Annotated in this window: 16 protein-coding genes and 1 other annotated feature; of the genes, 5 read left to right on the top strand and 11 right to left on the bottom strand. The window is 58.1% G+C overall.

The window, feature by feature from the left end:
- Positions 1–88 precede the first annotated feature (88 nt).
- On the top strand, positions 89–520 hold the full coding sequence (locus RT657_RS10975; RefSeq protein ID WP_313654484.1) for a multidrug/biocide efflux PACE transporter: 432 nt from the start codon (positions 89–91) through the stop codon (positions 518–520).
- Positions 521–554: 34 nt separating this feature from the next.
- On the opposite strand, the gene ushA is transcribed toward RT657_RS10975, so the two are convergent.
- Complete coding sequence (gene ushA, locus RT657_RS10970) at positions 555–2,279, bottom strand: bifunctional UDP-sugar hydrolase/5'-nucleotidase UshA (protein WP_409520991.1); 1,725 nt, start codon at positions 2,277–2,279, stop codon at positions 555–557.
- Between the two features lie 571 nt (positions 2,280–2,850).
- On the opposite strand from ushA, the gene ybaL reads away from it, so the two are divergent.
- Entirely contained in the window at positions 2,851–4,545 is a 1,695-nt protein-coding gene (gene ybaL / locus RT657_RS10965) for a YbaL family putative K(+) efflux transporter (RefSeq protein WP_313654481.1), read from the top strand.
- 87 nt (positions 4,546–4,632) lie between these two features.
- On the opposite strand, the gene RT657_RS10960 is transcribed toward ybaL, so the two are convergent.
- The 4 genes from RT657_RS10960 to RT657_RS10945 all read right to left on the bottom strand — a co-directional run bounded on the left by RT657_RS10960 (position 4,633) and on the right by RT657_RS10945 (position 8,700).
- Positions 4,633–5,934, bottom strand: a complete 1,302-nt coding sequence (locus tag RT657_RS10960) for an inosine/guanosine kinase (protein WP_313654479.1) — start codon at positions 5,932–5,934, stop codon at positions 4,633–4,635.
- A gap of 58 nt (positions 5,935–5,992) precedes the next feature.
- Complete coding sequence (hemH, locus tag RT657_RS10955; protein ID WP_313654476.1) at positions 5,993–6,952, bottom strand: ferrochelatase; 960 nt, start codon at positions 6,950–6,952, stop codon at positions 5,993–5,995.
- A 113-nt stretch (positions 6,953–7,065) separates the two neighbouring features.
- The gene (gene adk, locus RT657_RS10950; protein ID WP_313654475.1) at positions 7,066–7,710 is read right to left on the bottom strand and encodes an adenylate kinase; all 645 of its coding nucleotides are present in this window, start codon (positions 7,708–7,710) and stop codon (positions 7,066–7,068) included.
- Positions 7,711–7,824: 114 nt separating this feature from the next.
- Complete coding sequence (locus tag RT657_RS10945) at positions 7,825–8,700, bottom strand: DUF6024 family protein (protein WP_313654474.1); 876 nt, start codon at positions 8,698–8,700, stop codon at positions 7,825–7,827.
- Positions 8,701–8,887: 187 nt separating this feature from the next.
- On the opposite strand from RT657_RS10945, the gene RT657_RS10940 reads away from it, so the two are divergent.
- Positions 8,888–9,757 (top strand): LysR substrate-binding domain-containing protein, encoded by an 870-nt coding sequence (locus RT657_RS10940; RefSeq protein WP_313654473.1) that lies wholly within the window; start codon positions 8,888–8,890, stop codon positions 9,755–9,757.
- A gap of 33 nt (positions 9,758–9,790) precedes the next feature.
- On the opposite strand, the gene htpG is transcribed toward RT657_RS10940, so the two are convergent.
- The 6 genes from htpG to RT657_RS10910 form a co-directional block, all read right to left on the bottom strand.
- The gene (gene htpG / locus RT657_RS10935; protein WP_313654472.1) at positions 9,791–11,665 is read right to left on the bottom strand and encodes a molecular chaperone HtpG; all 1,875 of its coding nucleotides are present in this window, start codon (positions 11,663–11,665) and stop codon (positions 9,791–9,793) included.
- Between the two features lie 97 nt (positions 11,666–11,762).
- Positions 11,763–12,368: a recombination mediator RecR gene (gene recR / locus RT657_RS10930; RefSeq protein WP_140917132.1), complete on the bottom strand. Its 606-nt coding sequence runs from the start codon at positions 12,366–12,368 to the stop codon at positions 11,763–11,765.
- On the bottom strand, positions 12,368–12,700 hold the full coding sequence (locus tag RT657_RS10925; RefSeq protein WP_313654469.1) for a YbaB/EbfC family nucleoid-associated protein: 333 nt from the start codon (positions 12,698–12,700) through the stop codon (positions 12,368–12,370). The genes recR and RT657_RS10925 overlap by 1 nt, the downstream gene beginning before the upstream one ends.
- A gap of 55 nt (positions 12,701–12,755) precedes the next feature.
- A complete protein-coding gene (dnaX, locus tag RT657_RS10920; RefSeq protein WP_313654468.1) occupies positions 12,756–14,834 on the bottom strand; it encodes a DNA polymerase III subunit gamma/tau in 2,079 nt (692 codons plus the stop codon).
- Positions 13,353–13,414 (bottom strand) — a sequence feature (DnaX frameshifting element). (Overlaps the previous gene by 62 nt.)
- 156 nt (positions 14,835–14,990) lie before the next feature.
- Positions 14,991–15,542, bottom strand: coding sequence for an adenine phosphoribosyltransferase (gene apt, locus RT657_RS10915; protein WP_313654466.1), 552 nt, complete (start codon positions 15,540–15,542; stop codon positions 14,991–14,993).
- Between the two features lie 144 nt (positions 15,543–15,686).
- Entirely contained in the window at positions 15,687–16,076 is a 390-nt protein-coding gene (locus RT657_RS10910; protein WP_313654464.1) for a DUF454 family protein, read from the bottom strand.
- A gap of 57 nt (positions 16,077–16,133) precedes the next feature.
- On the opposite strand from RT657_RS10910, the gene RT657_RS10905 reads away from it, so the two are divergent.
- Both RT657_RS10905 and RT657_RS10900 read left to right on the top strand, forming a co-directional pair.
- Positions 16,134–16,664: a primosomal replication protein gene (locus RT657_RS10905; protein WP_313654463.1), complete on the top strand. Its 531-nt coding sequence runs from the start codon at positions 16,134–16,136 to the stop codon at positions 16,662–16,664.
- 57 nt (positions 16,665–16,721) lie between these two features.
- A complete protein-coding gene (locus tag RT657_RS10900) occupies positions 16,722–16,967 on the top strand; it encodes a hypothetical protein (RefSeq protein ID WP_313654461.1) in 246 nt (81 codons plus the stop codon).
- The last annotated feature ends 6 nt before the right edge of the window (positions 16,968–16,973 follow it).

Below are 16,973 nucleotides of genomic sequence, written 5' to 3'. Positions count from 1 at the left end.
TAATCCATCGCTTTTTCCGATAGGTAGTCATTTTATCTTAGCATTCCGGCATGCAAGAATGCGCCGCATTATTGAAGGAGAATGAATCATGCGTACCCGCTCACTGAAAGAACGTATTCTGCACGCTGTCTGTTTTGAAACGCTGGCGATTCTGACCGTGTCGCCGCTGGCGGCCTGGATTATGAATAAGCCCCTGTTTCAGATGGGATCGCTGGCGATTATACTGTCGACCGTTGCGATGCTCTGGAACATGATCTACAACAGCGGATTTGATCGTCTCTATGCGCCAGGCCAGAAACGCGGCACGGGCGTGCGCATAGTGCATGCGCTGGGATTCGAAGGCGGGTTTATCCTGATTGGCCTGCCGATTGCGGCCGCGATGCTGCACATCTCTTTGTGGCAGGCGCTGCTGGTGGAAATCGTCTTTTTCCTCTTCTTTCTGCCCTACACGATGCTCTACAACTGGATCTGGGACAAACTGCGCGAGCGCTGGATCAAGCGTCACCCCTGCCGGGCGTAACGAAAACGGGAGGCGCAGGCGCCTCCCGGTACGTTCAATGCGAGGCAGCCGTGTTATTTCCCCACGGCCAGATCCACGCCAGTATCATTTTGGGATAGTTGCGCTTACGCGCCTTTTCCGCCGCTTCATCCCTGGCCCGGATCTGTTCATCAGTCAGATAAACAATCTGTCCCTTCGGCTGATAATCGCTGGCTTTCACCGGTGAATGCGTCCTGATCCAGTCACGCAGGACCTGCGCATCAACGGCGCCGCTGTTGAGATACCCGGCATGATTGTCCAGTCGCGGATAGCCATCGCCGCCCGCCGCGTTGAAGCTGTTCGTCGCCATGCGATAGTGCTGCGCGTCGTCGATCGGCTTGCCGTTAATCGTGACGTTACTGACCTCTTTTCCATCAGCGGTCAGGCCGATGCCGGCAAACTGCGCGTAACCGCCTGAGTCAGGCTGAATGTTCGCGACCACTGCCAGATAGCGTTTAATTTCCGCACCGGTCAGGGTGACCGACACCACCTGATTACCAAATGGCTGAACCTGCAACAGATCACGCCAGTTCAGCGCGCCCGATTTCAGCGAGGTGCGAATACCGCCGCCGCTCATCACCGCAAAATCGGCTCGCGTGTGCGCCATCTGCGCACGCAGAATCAGCTGACCCAGGCTGGTCTGCTGAAAGCGAACCTGCTCTTTCTCGCCGCTGAAGCTGCCATCGGCGCTGCCAACACTCTCGCTTAGCTTCGCTTCTGCCCGTTTCTGGAATGGCATTAGCAGCTTCATCATGGCCGTATTCTTCGGGATCTCCGCCTGCCAGTTAAGCCAGGTTTCGCTGCCATCCGCATTTTTTACCCGATGCTTGAGGTTGACCGGCACCAGCTGATACGCCTCCAGCGCCACCTCACCATTGCGGAACGTGAAGTCACCCCGTCCGACATATTTGCCCCACTTGTCGGCCTGCATGATCCAGATCCCATTCTGCTTATCAGGCTGACATGGCTGGCCAGGCTGATAATTTTTTACGCTGACGTTCTCTTTTTCCATGCACACCGCGTCATGGGAATGCCCGCCGACGATCAGATTGATCGTGCCGGCCGGCAGGCTGCGCGCCAGGGTGACGTCATCGATGCCGTTGCTGCCATGCTGGCCATCGTCATAGTGGCCAAGATGCGTCAGCGCAACTATCACGTCCGGCTTCTCCGTTGCACGCAGCTCTTTCACCGCTTTCACCGCTTCAGCGACAGGATCGCGGAACTCAGTATCTTTCAGGCCAGCGGGATTAGCGAGTTTTGCCGTGTCCGGCGTAATCAGTCCGATGACCGCAATTTTCAGTCCGAGACGGTTGAAAACGGCCCACGGCTTAAACAGACGTTCACCGCTGCTTTTCTGATAAACGTTGGCGGCCAGCAGCGGGAAGCGCGCCCACTTCTCCTGCTTGCGCAGAACCGCAATCGGTTTGTCGAACTCATGATTGCCCAGCGTCATGGCATCGTAACCAATCAGGTTCATCGCGCGAAAATCGGGTTCCGCATCCAGCTCATCAGATTCCGGTACGCCCGTATTCACATCACCGGCAGAGAGGATCAGGGCGCCCCCGCCTCTGGCCTGCACATCGTAGCGCATCGTATCCATCAGGGTTTTCTGCGCCGCCAGGCCATATTCGCCCTGCTCGCTGAACCAGAAATGGCCGTGCTCATCATTGGTGTGCAACAGGCTGAAGCGATAAGTGCGATCGGCCCCGGCGGCCTGTGACAACAGCGGCATCAGGACCATCAGTAGTGCCGCGCCCGCCCCTGTCCATTTTGATAACAACACTATGATTCTCCTTAATGACTGTCTGGCCCGATTTTCTGCCATTTTGCCCCACTGTGTCGCACATTCCCTTGCCGAACTCAAGGCCAACTCGCTTTCACTGTCCGGAAGTGACGACGCGTTTTTTCTCTGATGCGTTTTTTCGGCGCGTAATGACCAACGTCAGACCGCATCACAGCCCCTTATTTTCTGCGGCGTTTATCCGCGCAGGGCAGGACTTATTGTGTTAATCAATGGCTTACTTCAGCAAAACAGCAGCTGCCGGGTTTTATCCTTACGGTACAGCCATTTTTTGCCTCAACCGGTCATCTGCTGGGTATTTAGCAGGAATAATTGTTTATTTACCTGTCCCGGTTTAAACCGTCAAATCGGCCATCATTATGGATAATGCACTAAAACACCCCGTCGGTTGCACATATCAATTTTTTCACGATTTTTTTCAGCTATTCCCACAAATTACACAGCGAGAGAATAGATTTTGCATTAAACTCGCTTGTTACAAGCGGATACATTTGCACACAAGGAGACAGGCATGCATCACACCACCCCGTTGATCACCACCATTGTCGGAGCCCTGGTTCTGGCATTTCTCCTTGGAATGCTGGCGAATCGCCTGCGTATTTCGCCTCTGGTCGGCTATCTGATAGCGGGCGTGATGGCGGGCCCCTTTACCCCCGGCTTTGTTGCCGATACCAATCTGGCCCCTGAACTGGCAGAGCTGGGCGTTATCCTGCTGATGTTCGGTGTGGGTCTGCACTTCTCAATGAAAGATCTGATGTCGGTAAAGTCGATCGCCATTCCCGGTGCCATCGCACAGATTGCGGTCGCGACGTTACTGGGAATGGGCCTCTCATGGACGCTGGGCTGGTCGTGGATGACCGGACTGGTGTTTGGTCTCTGTCTCTCCACCGCCAGTACCGTAGTGTTGCTGCGCGCGTTAGAGGAGCGGCAGCTGATTGACAGCCAGCGCGGGCAGATTGCGATTGGCTGGCTGATTGTTGAAGATCTGGTGATGGTGCTGACGCTGGTACTGCTGCCAGCGATTGCCGGCATGATGGAACAGGGCAACGCCAGCGCCGGACTGCTGGCCTGGGACCTGCTGTGGACTATCGGAAAAGTCGCGGCCTTTATGGTGCTGATGATGGTGGTGGGACGCCGCGCTGTGCCCTGGATCCTCGCCCGCAGCGCCGCCACCGGTTCACGTGAGCTGTTTACGCTGGCGGTGCTGGCCCTGGCGCTGGGCATCGCCTTTGGCGCGGTAGAGTTCTTCGATGTCTCTTTTGCGCTGGGGGCATTCTTCGCCGGTATGGTGCTGAATGAGTCAGAGTTGAGCCAACGCGCCGCGCGCGATACCCTGCCCCTGCGCGACGCTTTTGCGGTACTTTTCTTCGTTTCGGTCGGCATGCTGTTCGACCCGGCCATTCTGGTGACGCAGCCGCTGGCCGTGCTGGGCGCGCTGGTGATTATTGTGGTCGGTAAATCCGTCGCCGCCTGGCTGCTGGTGTCGCTGCTTGGCCATTCCCGTCGTACTGCCCTGACCATCTCGGTCAGCCTGGCGCAGATTGGCGAGTTCGCCTTTATCCTCGCCGGTCTGGGTATCTCACTGGGCCTGCTGAGTGATGAGGGCCGTAACCTGGTGCTGGCCGCCGCCATCCTGTCGATTATGCTGAACCCGATCCTGTTTACCCTGCTGGAGCGATTCCTGACGAAAACCGAAAGCATGGAACAGCAGACTCTGGAAGAGGCGATCGAAGAGGAGAAGCAGATCCCGGTCGATTTCTGCAATCATGCGGTGATCGTGGGGTATGGCCGGGTGGGCAGCCTGATTGGTCAGAAACTGCTGGAGGCGAATGTCCCGCTGGTGGTGGTGGAAAACTCCCGGCCCCGGGTCGAAGCACTGCGCGAACAGGGTATCCGGGCGGTACTGGGAAATGCCGCCCGCGCGGAAACCATGGAGCTGGCACGGCTCGACTGCGCACGCTGGCTGCTGCTGACGATCCCGAATGGCTATGAGGCGGGTGAAGTGGTTACCGCCGCGCGGGAAAAACATCCTGATATCGAGATTATCGCCCGGGCTCACTATGACGACGAAGTGGAGTACATCATGGAACGGGGAGCCTCACGCGTGGTGATGGGTGAGCGTGAGATCGCCAGCAGTATGCTACAGATTCTGCAGGATGAGATGACGCAGGGCGAAGATTTACAGCCCTGCGATGTGGTGCGCTGATCCCTGTTTAGCCGTATGGCAGGCGCCGACGCCCTCTTCGGGCCCTTCTGTTGAGAAGGGCCTTTTTTATGCCCGGCAGGGCCTGCATTACCGATCCCAGTAAGACTCTTCCAGGCTGTCTTCCCGCTCTGGCAGGCCGCGGGTTAAACGCGGCGAGTGCTGGTTCAGCACCTGATAGCTGACACGGTTGGCATACTTACAGACCTGCGCCAGCGACGAGTAGGTCAGGTAAGGACGCGCATGTTTGCTGGAGTTCGGCACATTCAGGCTGTGGTAGTTGTTGGCAGTAATATCATGCAGCAACGCTGCCAGCGCGCCATCTCCGGCGCCGTTGGTGTTCATGATCTTTTCGGGGCCGCCCATGTAAGGCGCGATGTGCGAGAAAACGCGCAGCGGCTGCTCACAATCCTGCTGGCGCATTACCCGACTGAACTCATACTGGTTGAACTCCGCAATCGCGCCAGGCAGCAGCGGATGGTTCGTTTTGCGTTTGAATTCCTCTTCGGTATAGCCCGCCATATAAAGCCCGATGGGACCGGCGGTGCACAACACCAGATCTACCCAGTCCAGCGCCATGTTGGACGCGAGCAGCGGATCGGCCTCGCCGGTCAGCGCCAGCGCCTCCTCTTCGTTCATCGCCACGATGCTGACGTGCTCTCGCAGGAAGTCGCGCCAGAACTGAGGATTGTCAGCAATGACATGCTTCGTGCCCAGCGTCAGGACGACCGGCACGTTGTGACGTTTGGCATACTCGATCGCCTTCAGCGTCGCCTGCGGCATCGGTTCACCCTCGGCACAACGCACCAGGTAAGAGGTCAGCACCAGCGCAGAGGCACCGGCAATCACGGCTTCCGGCACGTTATCCGGATGCAGCTGATTCATCTGGCCGGGACTGATCGCAAAGGTTCGCTCGCCATGATCGCCAATCAGCGTAAAGCAGCGGCCAATGGCACCATCCACGCCCTGCAGATAGTTAAGATCGACCCGGCTGGAGGTGTTACAGAGATAGCGATAGGCGTAACCGCCGATCTGGATGTTATTGCACATGACGCCCAGCAGCACCGACCGGTCATCAGCCAGGACCGAAAAGTTATGCAGCGTGTTACCGATAGTGCCACCGGCAAACTGATGCGTGATCAGCGCGTCGCGCATCAGCTCACTGTACAACGCTTCCGCGACATCATTATCGATTACCAGCGAGTGCCCGGCACTCAGGCCATAGCGGGCGAGAAAAGCGTCATCGACTCTGGCTTCAATATCAACCAGCGTCTGATCGATACCCACCACCCAGCTGCCTGTATCAGCATCGTGCTGAATAGGCTGTAACAGGGGGTCGCGTGCGCTGACAGGAAAGTAGTGCTTGGATTTGCGTTTGCCGGGAAATTTCATCAGGAGGTGCCGTCTGGAAAAACAGGCGGAGAATGATACCACACTCTCCGCCCTGGCTTTAACGGCGAGCGTTAACCAGTTGCTCCATCATGTCGATATGCGCCTCATCGGCGTTCAGCGCAGGGATATACTCAAATTTCTCTCCGCCGGCATGCATAAAGATTTCGCAGTTTTCACCGCTAATCTCTTCCAGCGTCTCCAGACAGTCTGAGGAGAAGCCCGGACTCATCACCTGCACATGCTTTATTCCTTTGCCCGGCAGACTCTCCATGGTTTTGTCGGTATAAGGCATCAGCCAGGGCTCACGGCCAAAGCGCGACTGGAAAGTCATCATGTACTGATCGTCGCGCAGCCCCAGGGCTTTGACCAGGGCCGCCGTCGTATCGGCGCAGCGCTGCGGGTAGTCGTCCCCTTCGTTGGCAAACCGCTGTGGAATACCGTGGAACGACAGGACCAGCAGGTCAGGCTGACCGTGCTTTTCAAAGGATCTCTCCACCGTCGCTTTCAGTGCAGCGATATAGGCCGGGTGTTCGGCATAATCACGAATGAACTGCACGTCGGGCAGCGATCGGTAGCCTCTGAAAACGGTTGTCAGACCATCCCACACTGCCGCCACGGTGGAGCAGGAGAATTGCGGATAGAGGGGCAGCACGATCAGGCGGGTCACGCCCTGCGCCATCAGCTTATCGACCGCGCTTTTCAGACTGGGATTGCCATAGCTCATGCCCAGTTCGACAGGCATATCAACGCGCGCCGCCAGGGCATCACGCTGACGCTGGCTGTAAACCAGCAGCGGAGAACCGCCCTCCATCCAGACGGAGGCGTAGAGCTTCGACACGCGCGGCGAGCGAAACGGCAGAATTACAGTATTAAGCACCGGCCACCAGAGCCAGCGCGGCGCATCGACCACGCGCGGATCGCTTAAAAATTGTTTGAGATAGCGTTTAACTGCAGGTGTGGTTGGGGCGTCTGGCGTACCTAAATTAACCAGTAACACGCCGGGCTTATCTTGCCTCATTTGAGTTCCTTGATGACTACGGGGATGCGTGAAAACAGGGAAATTGTAGCGGAATTGGCAGGAGGTAAAAGCAATTACTGCAAAAGGGGCCGGTAATCCCGGCCCCTGAGTGCTTAGCCGAGGATCTTAGCAAGCTCGGCACTCACTTCGGTCACCTTACGGGTGCCGTCGATTTTGTGATAGGCAGTGTTACCCGCTTCCGCTTCTTTACTGTAGTAAGCAATCAGCGGCGCGGTCATCTGATGGTACTCCACCAGACGCTTGCGCACGGTCTCTTCCTGATCGTCTTTGCGGGTGGTCAGCTCTTCGCCGGTCACGTCATCTTTGCCTTCCACTTTCGGTGGATTAAAGGTGACATGATAGACGCGGCCAGATGGCGTGTGAACGCGACGGCCCACGATACGCTCAACGATCAGCTCATCCGGCACAGCAAACTCCAGCACGTGATCAACGGTGATCCCGGCTTCTTTCATTGCATCCGCCTGAGGAATGGTGCGTGGGAAACCGTCCAGCAGGAAACCCTTTTTGCAGTCTTCCTGGGTGATGCGCTCTTTAACCAGCGCAATCACCAGCTCATCGGTCACCAGTTTGCCAGCATCCATAATGGCTTTCGCCTGGTTGCCCAGCTCGCTGCCTGCTTTTACTGCTGCACGCAACATGTCGCCGGTGGAGATTTGCGGAATGCCGTACTTCTCCATGATGAATTGGGCCTGAGTCCCCTTACCTGCGCCCGGAGCTCCGAGCAGAATAATACGCATTGCGTAAATCCCCTTGCGAATCGCATTGATCTATCTTCGAAGCGGAAGAACATACCATTATGACCCGCGCATCACAAGGAAGCGCACGGATTGCGCAGGGCAATCAGAGGGGATTCAGCGGCCCGAACCGGGTCCGCCGGGTCTGCCCGCCATTTTTTCAGATTTACCGCCTGCACCGAGCAGCAACTGCAGCCGCCGGCTCAGATGATGCGTCATGTTCACGCTTTTTTTTCCGCTGCCACGCACGTTTGCATTGAGCTGCAGCCGGGACTGCTGCGGCCATTTCACCACATCGTCAGCATCGGAGAGCATCGAAATCAGGGAAGCCGGCACGTTAAAACTGGCAAACGGCAGGCCGGGCTGATGACAGGAGTTCAGCGGCAGCGGGCTGGAGAGAGAGAGCGCATCGACGGTGGCAGCATTGTAAGGCCGCCACTGCGGATCGCTGAAGCGACGCAGGGCCGCCTGCGTCGCGGTCAGCGTCAGTCCCTGTTCAAACAGGCGCAGTTCGCTGCGTACCAGGGTACTGAAATCGTGGGTCCGTAACGCCACCAGCACCAGATCGCTGCAGATCTCCGCATGACGATCCAGCCGGGTGACAAACAGATGCGCCTCATCAATCAGCTTAGTATGCAGCACGCTGGCAAAACTTTCGCTTGCCTCCGTTACCCCCTGATTCTGGCAATCGCGCAGCGGACGAATCCGCCCATCAGGCAGTTCGACATGCGGCACCAGCATAATACTGCCCGCGATAAGCGGCACCGCAGGCAGAACATTGAGTTCGGTTACCGGATAGCGCGAGGCGTAACGCTGCTGGTTGCGCGCCTGCTCCTGCCGCAGAAACAGCTGAGAAAGGAATACTTTTGCCACATGCAGCGAAGGCGCAAAGAAGAGGTCGAACTGCTCCAGACTGTAAAAGCGTGAAAGCGCCAGACGTAACCGATGGCGCGCCTCTGCTGAAGTTTCAGAGGATAAAGGACCATGTGCCATGGGTGTCTCGCTTTGGTAAGTGTGCGACGTAAGCGCAGGTTAAGCGAGGCGGAATATCCGTAAAAAGTCACAGATATAAGGCTGAGTCAACCCGCCAGAATTTGCCCTGTAGAGTAGGTCAATGCGGCTGGACTTTAAAATGATATAAACTGACAATCCCTGTTAGTTTTTTGCACAGGGGTTAAGAATGAACGGTTTGCCGCCACTGAGAGCACTGCACTATTTTCACCAGGCGGCCTTACACTGCAGTTTTAGCGTAGCGGCGGTCCACCTGAATGTCACACACAGCGCCATCAGCCATCAGATTCGTCAGCTTGAGAGCTGGATGGGGAAACCGCTGTTCGTGCGCAGTAATGGCCGTGTCAGACTCACCTCACACGGCGATCAGCTGCTGTTAAGTTGTCAGCAGGCCTTCAGCGAATTACGCAGCTGCTGCGAGCAGATCCGGGCCAGTGTGCTTAAGCAGATCCGCATCTCCTGCCCCCCCAGTTTTTTATCCCAATGGCTCATCCCTCGTATTGCCACGTTTTATCAGCGCTATCCGGAGATCGAGGTTCACTTTCAGCCGCTGACAGCGGTCGCGCAGCTGCGCAGCGAGCATGTGGATGTGCTGATCCTGAGCCAGAGCGAACCACCTGAAGCCGACATTGACGCCACGCTTATCAGCGAGGAGGAGATGGGTCCACTCTGCGCGCCACACTTTGCCTCACAGCTGCGGGCAGGCAGGGATCTGGCAGTAATGCCTTTGCTGCATGCCGATACGCGGCGGCACGCCTGGTCAGACTGGGCAGAAAAAACAGGAAATCGCGGCCAGTTTGACGGCGGTCAGCATTTTGAAACGCTGACGCTGGGCATTCAGGCCGCGCGAAGTGGTCTTGGGATCCTGATGGCTCCGCGTCTGCTGGTGCGCCGGGAGCTGGAAGAGGGAACGCTGCTGGCCCCGTTAGGTTTTGTGCGTATGGAACGCGCCACCTGGATGATGACGAAGCAGAGCCGCCGTCACGACAGAGAGATCAGCCTGTTTCGCGCCTGGCTGCAGGATGCCGCGCAGCCATAAAAAAAGCCGGTGAATCTCACCGGCTTTTTAGCGTTATGCCGTCAGCAGCTGGTTCATGCGACGGATAAACTGGTTAGGATCGTCCAGCGTGCCGCGCTCTGCCAGCAGCGCCTGATCCAGCAGCAGCTCGATCCACTCGCCGAAGCGTGCTTCATCCTGGGTATCCGCAACGCGTTTCACCAGCGGGTGATCCGGGTTAATTTCAAACAGATACTTCACCTCCGGCACCTCCTGTCCGGCCGCCGCAAACAGCTTCGCCATCTGGGTGGTCATCTCGTTGGCATCGGTGGTCACGATGGCAGGCGTATCGGTCAGACGATGCGTCAGACGCACCTCTTTGACGCGCTCGCCCAGCAGATTTTTCACCCGCTCAACAAACGGCTCCAGCGCCTTTTCTGCCTCTTTCTGCTCGTCGGTCTCTTCGTCCGCCAGCTTGCTCAGCGATTCATCCGCCTTGCTGACTGACTGGAACGCTTTGCCGTCGAACTCGGTGAGATAGCTCATCATCCACTCGTCGATGCGATCGGAGAGCAGCAGGACTTCGATGCCTTTTTTGCGGAACAGCTCCAGATGCGGGCTGCTCTTCGCGGCGGCATAGCTGTCAGCGGTGATGTAGTAGATCTTCTCCTGACCTTCCACCATGCGGCTGACGTAATCTTCCAGCGAAATGGTCTGCGCCGCGCCCTCGCTCTGGGTGGTCGCAAAACGCAGCAGCTTCGCGATCGCTTCCTGGTTAGCGTGATCTTCTGCCGGGCCCTCTTTCAGCACCAGACCAAACTCTTTCCAGAAGGTCTGATATTTTTCGCTGTCATCTTTCGCCAGTTTTTCCAGCATCTGCAGAGTACGCTTCGTCAGCGCACCGCGCAGGCTTTGGGTAACCCGGCTGTCCTGCAGGATTTCACGGGAAACGTTCAGCGGCAGATCGTTGGAGTCAATCAGGCCACGCACGAAGCGCAGGTAGTTCGGCATAAACTGCTCAGCGTCATCCATGATAAAGACGCGCTGCACATAGAGTTTCAGGCCATGCTTATGATCGCGGTTCCACATATCGAACGGGGCACGCGCCGGAATGTAGAGCAGGCTGGTGTACTCCTGCTTGCCTTCCACGCGGTTGTGGCTCCAGGCGACCGGATCGCTGAAGTCGTGCGCGATATGCTTGTAGAACTCGTTGTACTCTTCGTCGCTGATGTCAGATTTGTTGCGGGTCCACAGCGCCTGCGCTTTGTTAATTTTCTCCCAGTGGGTGCCCTCACCCTCTTCATCTTTGGCTTCGATTTCCACCGGCAGCGCGATGTGATCGGAGTATTTGCTGATGATATTGCGGACGCGCCAGGCATCCAGGAACTCATCTTCGCCTTCGCGCAGATGCAGGGTGATTTCGGTGCCGCGATCGGCCTTCTCGATCTCAGCCAGGGTATACTCGCCCTCACCTGCTGACTCCCAGAACACCCCTTCGTCGGCGGCTGCGCCTGCGGCACGGGTGCGCACGGTGACTTTGTCCGCCACGATAAAGGCGGAGTAGAAACCAACACCGAACTGGCCGATCAGCTGGCTGTCTTTCGCCTGGTCGGAGCCCAGGGATTCGAGGAAAGATTTGGTGCCCGATTTGGCGATAGTCCCGAGGTTCTCAATGACCTCGTCACGACGCATACCGATACCGTTGTCGCTGAGCGTCAGGGTACGGTTGTCCTTGTCAACAGAGAGACGAACACGCAGCTCGCCGTCACCTTCGTAGAGGCTGGAATCTGACAGCGCGCGGAAGCGCAGCTTGTCGGCCGCATCCGAGGCGTTGGAGATCAGCTCACGCAGGAAAATCTCTTTGTTTGAATAGAGAGAATGGATCATCAGGTGCAGAAGTTGTTTTACTTCCGACTGAAAGCCACGGGTCTCTTGTCCTTTCATGGTCATTGCTACCTCAACAAAACAGGTTGAACAAACGTTGAGGTTGATGTGGGGATGACGGCGAGATTTTCAAGCCGGTGTCTGTCACAACACCGGCAAGTGCTTAAAATTTAAACTTCTGGCGGCCCGCCAGGGAGTGGGACAGCGTGGTGCCGTCGACCATCTCCAGCTCACCGCCCACCGGCACGCCATGCGCGATACGGCTGGCATCGACGCCATACTGGCCGCAAAGCTCCGCGATATAGTTGGCGGTCGCCTCGCCCTCCACCGTCGGGTTGGTGGCGAGGATAACCTCCTGCAGCGGTTCGCTCTCCAGACGCTGTTCCAGACGATCCAGGCCGATGTCGGCCGGACCGATCCCGTCGAGCGGCGAGAGGTGGCCCATCAGCACAAAGTAGCGTCCGCCGAACTGGCCGGTCTGCTCAATGGCGTGAATGTCCGCCGGGCTTTCCACCACGCAGATCTGACCATTCTGCTGACGCCGTGGATTGGCGCAGATGGTGCAGATTTCCTGCTCGGTAAAGGTGCGGCAATCGGCACAGTGCCCAATCTCCGACATCGCCCGGGTCAGCGCCTGCGCCAGCCGCATGCCGCCGCTGCGGTCACGCTGCAGCAGCTGAAAAGCCATACGCTGCGCCGACTTCGGCCCAACGCCGGGCAGGCAGCGCAGCGACTCCATCAATGCTTCAAGCAGTGGGCTGGTTTGCATCAGAACGGCATCTTAAAGCCTGGTGGCAGCTGCATGCCTGAGGAGACAGACGCCATTTTCTCTTTCTGGGTTTCATCAATGCGACGTGCCGCATCGTTGAACGCAGCGGCGATCAGATCTTCCAGCATCTCTTTGTCATCTTCCAGCAGGCTCGGATCGACTTCCACGCGACGGCAGTTGTGCGCACCGTTAATGGTCACTTTGACCAGACCTGCACCGGACTCGCCGGTGACTTCGATCGCGGCGATCTCTTCCTGAGCCCTGGCCATTTTTTCCTGCATCTGCTGGGCCTGTTTCATCAGGTTGCCCAATCCGCCTTTACCACCAAACATAGTCTTCTCTCTCAGCTGAGGCTGCAGCGCTACCGTTGAGATAGCCGCAGCGTGTCTAAACAGGTCGGATACTCTCCTCATCCAGGTCAGCATCAAAAAAGCGCTGCAGCGTCTGAATGTGGGTATCACAGGTGATCGACTGACGCGCCTGCGCCAGTTTCTCTTCGTAAATGGCCTGACGCCACTCCAGTGGCGTCAACACCGATGAATTATCGTCTTCAACTACCGAGAGTTCAACTCTCTGCCCGGCACGCTGACTCAGCGCCTCGCTTAAGACCTGCTGCGCTGACGGTGAATTAAGGTGGCGCTGACTGCTGCGCAGATGCAGGCAGACGCCGGTTTCGGTAACCTCTTTCCAGGCATTCAGCGCCAGCTGCTGCACCAGTTTCGGCAGCGGCAGCGTGGGGATCTCTGCAGCCCACGGGTCGCGCGCCTGCGCTTCTTCCGCCAGTCGCGCCGCCAGCTCAGGGGTTTTCTCATGCTCCAGCGCAGAACGCAAGGCCTTTGGCGTCGCCACCGGCTCTGCCACTTCCATCGGCTGATTCACCGCTTTCCAGCGATAGGCCTCCTCTTTTACCGGGGCGGCCGGTTCGCGATCGCGGATACGCTGCTGGCTGCGCTCGGTAACCGAGGCCAGCCGCTCCAGCGCGGAGTTGGCCGGCCGCGCACCTGGCGCCGCCGGCTCACTCTTTTTTGGTTTGTTCGCTCCCTGACGCAGCAACTGCGTGCGCGCCTGCAGGAGCTGACTGGTGGAACTGGAAAGCGCACCACCGGATGCCGCCTCTGGCGGCGGCGCATCCGAGGGTGGCGCACTGTGCGGAGCCGGATCGGGCGCGGCCATCTGCGGCTGCGCAGCGGCCGGTCGCGGCGCTGGCTGAGAGGCTGCCTGCCGGGCTGACGGTGAGGTGGCCTGCGATGACGGCGTCGCGGAGCGCGCAGCCGGCGTCGATGTTGCCGGGGAAGCGGTGGTTTCTGCCGCCGCGCCGGGCGCAACGGGCGACATCTGCTGGGTCAGCGCAGGACGCGCAATGGGTTCCGCCACCGCCGCTTTGGGATGAAACGCCAGCGCACGCAGCAGGGTCATCTCAACACCCATGCGGCGATCGGGCGCAATCGGCAGATCTTTGCGGCCCATCAACAGGGTCTGATAATAAAGTTGCAGATCGGCAGGCGGCACGACGCGCGCCAGCTCACGCAGGCGGATCGCATTGCTCTCATCGTCGTCGTTGAGCGAGGCAGGTAACAGTTGCACCATCGCAATCTGGTGCAGCAGGCGCAGCATCTCGACCAGCAGCGCTTCCCACTCCACGCCGCGTGACGCGGCCTGACTCAGCAGATTCATCACCTGCTGACCGTCGCCGTCCACCAGCGCCTCCAGCAGCCCCAGCGGCTGTTCATCATCCAGGGTGCCAAGCATGACGCTGACGGTGCTGCTGGTTACTGCGCCCTGCCCCATGGCGATCGCCTGGTCAGTCAGGCTCAGCGCATCGCGCATACTGCCATCTGCGGCGCGGGCCAGCTGCTGCAGTGCCCGGGTTTCGCTCTCGATCTCTTCCTGTTTCAGGACATGCTCAAGCTGCTGACGAATCAGGTCAACATCAAGGGCCTTGAGATGAAACTGCAGGCAGCGCGAAAGAATCGTCACCGGCAGCTTCTGCGGATCGGTGGTCGCCAGCAGGAATTTGACGTGCGCAGGCGGCTCTTCCAGCGTCTTTAACAGCGCATTGAAGCTGTGTCGTGAGAGCATGTGCACTTCATCGATCAGATAGACTTTGAAGCGGCCGCGCGCCGGAGCGTACTGTACGTTGTCGAGCAGGTCGCGGGTATCCTCAACTTTAGTGCGTGAGGCGGCATCGATCTCAATCAGATCGACAAAGCGGCCCTGCTCGATTTCCCGGCAGTTATCACATACGCCACAGGGGGTAGCGGTGATGCCCGTTTCACAGTTAAGGCCTTTGGCCAGCAGACGCGCAATGGTGGTTTTCCCGACGCCGCGGGTGCCGGAGAAGAGATAAGCATGATGGATGCGTCCCAGAGACAATCCATTCGCCAGCGCCGTCAGAACATGTTCCTGACCGACAACATCAGCAAAAGCCTGGGGACGCCATTTTCGCGCAAGTACCTGATAGCTCATGTGGATTCGACGAAGTTGGATGGAAAGATGAGCGCAGACGCTCTGCAACCCCTGTATAAGATTGCAGTAGTCTATCAGCTACGCTTTTAGCTGGCACTCGTTATCTTAATGCCGGGGTATGACGGCCTCGCCGGGTCGCAAGGCCGAAAAAGTGGCTTAGTGGCCGGGGAAGTTGACCAGGCTGTAGCTCTCGACGCCCAGGGCCTCAAGACGGGATTCACCGGTCAGGTCGAACAGATTAATGATGAAAGCCGCATCCTTGACTTCACCGCCTGCGCGACGAATCAGCTTCACGGTCGCCTCGATCGTTCCGCCGGTCGCCAGCAGGTCATCGACTACCAGCACCAGGTCGCCTGGCTGGATAGCATCTTTGTGCAGTTCCAGCGTGTCGGTACCATATTCCAGCTCATAGGATTCGCTCAAGACCGCGCGAGGCAGTTTACCCGGCTTACGTACCGGGACAAAACCCACGCCGAGACCTAATGCCACCGGGGCACCAAACAGGAAACCGCGCGCTTCGGTTCCCACTACTTTGGTGATGCCCTTGTTACGGTAGCGCTCTACCAGCAGCGAAATCGACGCGGCATAGGCGCGGGGATCTTCCAGCAGGCTGGTGACATCGCGGAACAGGATGCCTGGCTTAGGATAATCGGGGATACTTTTGATGCTGTTTTTAATCAATTCAAGCTGCTGCGCAGTGTCGGTCATAATGATACGCCTGGTAAAAAATTCTGTTTCGCGCAGCTTCAAAAGCGCTAATACCTGATAAAAGGCTCAGCGGAAGTTGATTCACAAAGGGAAGCCACGCATGAAGACGCCCAAATCTAAGCAAATGACCGGCTAAATGCAACTTTATCGCGGCGGTTTCGGTGCGTCCGCTGCTTCTGCCACCACCGGAATACGCCACATAAACAGCAGCAGCGCCGCCAGCATGATCAGCAGCATAATGCGCACCCAGAACTGATGAACCAGAAACAGAGAGAGGCTGAACGTCGTGATGATCAGGCAGACCGCGCGCGCTTTAGCACCCGGCGGCATCGCGCGATGTTGTTGCCAGTGGCGCAGATAGCGGCCAAAAGGGGATTTCCACAGCAGCCAGTGATGAAAACGTGGCGATGAGCGGGCAAAACACCAGGCAGCCAGCAGCATAAATGGCGTAGTCGGTAATAAAGGTAATACAATGCCCAGCATTCCCAGCACAATCGCCAGCCAGCCGAGGGTCAATAACAGAATGCGTTGCATGAATGCTGTCCAGCTTACCTCTCATCCGCTTACGGTAACACAACAGAGCGTTATGCCATGAGTGCGATTGTGACACAGGCACGTCTGGAGCACCTTCTGACCGCGCTGCGCCAGGAGATCGCGCGTCATCCCGATGGCGCCTGCCGTCAGCCACGTTTTGATGCTCAGCTGTTCCGCACTAAAGGCACGCGTCTGGCTGACTACCTGCAGGAAGTCGAAGAGAATGTCGCCCGACTGCGCGACGCCAGCCACGATCTGGCCCGCAGCGCCTGGCTGGCGGAACGGCTGGTCGATCAGATTGCTGCCCTGCAGCGTGAGGCGATGACCCAGCAGCTGCGCCTCCGTCGCGAACAGCCGGTGCGTGAACCGCGTACCTCCAGATATCAGGAGTACCGTGAGTTTGAGCGCCGGCTACTGGCGATGATCGCGCAGCGGGAGGCGCGACTGGCGCAGGCGGAAACGCTGGCGGTTCAGCAGCAGCTAAAACAGGAGCTGGAGACGCTGGAGGGCCGGCTGGCCCGCTGCCGCCAGGCGATTCGCGCCGTTGAGTGGGCCGCCTCGCTGCGTGGCCGCGATCGGGACGAATAAAACGCAGCGTGACAAAAGCACTTCTATACTGGGTGTAATTCTGCGTGGAGAAGAACGATGGGTTTAGTGACCTGGCTGATGGTGGGGCTGCTGCTGGGCTGGCTGAAACGGCTGCTGATGCCGGGACGACCCGGCGGTCTGGTCGCCACCCTGACGCTGTCGATGATCGGCGCACTGCTTGGCGGCTATATCGCCACCTATTTTGAGCTGGGCAGCCTGACAACGCTGCATGCTGGCGCACTGGGCATGGCGATCCTTGGCGCCCTGCTGATGCTGCTGGTCGTGGCCCGATTACGTATTTAGGAGAAG

It is taken from the genome of Pantoea sp. (assembly GCF_032114055.1).
Taxonomy (GTDB): domain Bacteria; phylum Pseudomonadota; class Gammaproteobacteria; order Enterobacterales; family Enterobacteriaceae; genus Pantoea.
This window is presented reverse-complemented; position numbering and strand designations above follow the sequence as displayed.

What these genes read in the sequence shown, in the direction of transcription:
- RT657_RS10945 (WP_313654474.1), bottom strand. Translation starts at nt 8,700, where the DNA reads ATGGCACATGGTCCTTTATCCTCTGAAACTTCAGCAGAGGCGCGCCAT.
- adk (WP_313654475.1), bottom strand. Translation starts at nt 7,710, where the DNA reads ATGCGTATTATTCTGCTCGGAGCTCCGGGCGCAGGTAAGGGGACTCAG.
- RT657_RS10900 (WP_313654461.1), top strand. Translation starts at nt 16,722, where the DNA reads ATGGGTTTAGTGACCTGGCTGATGGTGGGGCTGCTGCTGGGCTGGCTG.
- RT657_RS10940 (WP_313654473.1), top strand. Translation starts at nt 8,888, where the DNA reads ATGAACGGTTTGCCGCCACTGAGAGCACTGCACTATTTTCACCAGGCG.
- apt (WP_313654466.1), bottom strand. Translation starts at nt 15,542, where the DNA reads ATGACCGACACTGCGCAGCAGCTTGAATTGATTAAAAACAGCATCAAA.
- hemH (WP_313654476.1), bottom strand. Translation starts at nt 6,952, where the DNA reads ATGAGGCAAGATAAGCCCGGCGTGTTACTGGTTAATTTAGGTACGCCA.
- ushA (WP_409520991.1), bottom strand. Translation starts at nt 2,279, where the DNA reads ATGGTCCTGATGCCGCTGTTGTCACAGGCCGCCGGGGCCGATCGCACT.
- RT657_RS10910 (WP_313654464.1), bottom strand. Translation starts at nt 16,076, where the DNA reads ATGCAACGCATTCTGTTATTGACCCTCGGCTGGCTGGCGATTGTGCTG.
- recR (WP_140917132.1), bottom strand. Translation starts at nt 12,368, where the DNA reads ATGCAAACCAGCCCACTGCTTGAAGCATTGATGGAGTCGCTGCGCTGC.
- ybaL (WP_313654481.1), top strand. Translation starts at nt 2,851, where the DNA reads ATGCATCACACCACCCCGTTGATCACCACCATTGTCGGAGCCCTGGTT.
- RT657_RS10960 (WP_313654479.1), bottom strand. Translation starts at nt 5,934, where the DNA reads ATGAAATTTCCCGGCAAACGCAAATCCAAGCACTACTTTCCTGTCAGC.
- RT657_RS10905 (WP_313654463.1), top strand. Translation starts at nt 16,134, where the DNA reads ATGAGTGCGATTGTGACACAGGCACGTCTGGAGCACCTTCTGACCGCG.
- dnaX (WP_313654468.1), bottom strand. Translation starts at nt 14,834, where the DNA reads ATGAGCTATCAGGTACTTGCGCGAAAATGGCGTCCCCAGGCTTTTGCT.
- htpG (WP_313654472.1), bottom strand. Translation starts at nt 11,665, where the DNA reads ATGACCATGAAAGGACAAGAGACCCGTGGCTTTCAGTCGGAAGTAAAA.
- RT657_RS10975 (WP_313654484.1), top strand. Translation starts at nt 89, where the DNA reads ATGCGTACCCGCTCACTGAAAGAACGTATTCTGCACGCTGTCTGTTTT.
- RT657_RS10925 (WP_313654469.1), bottom strand. Translation starts at nt 12,700, where the DNA reads ATGTTTGGTGGTAAAGGCGGATTGGGCAACCTGATGAAACAGGCCCAG.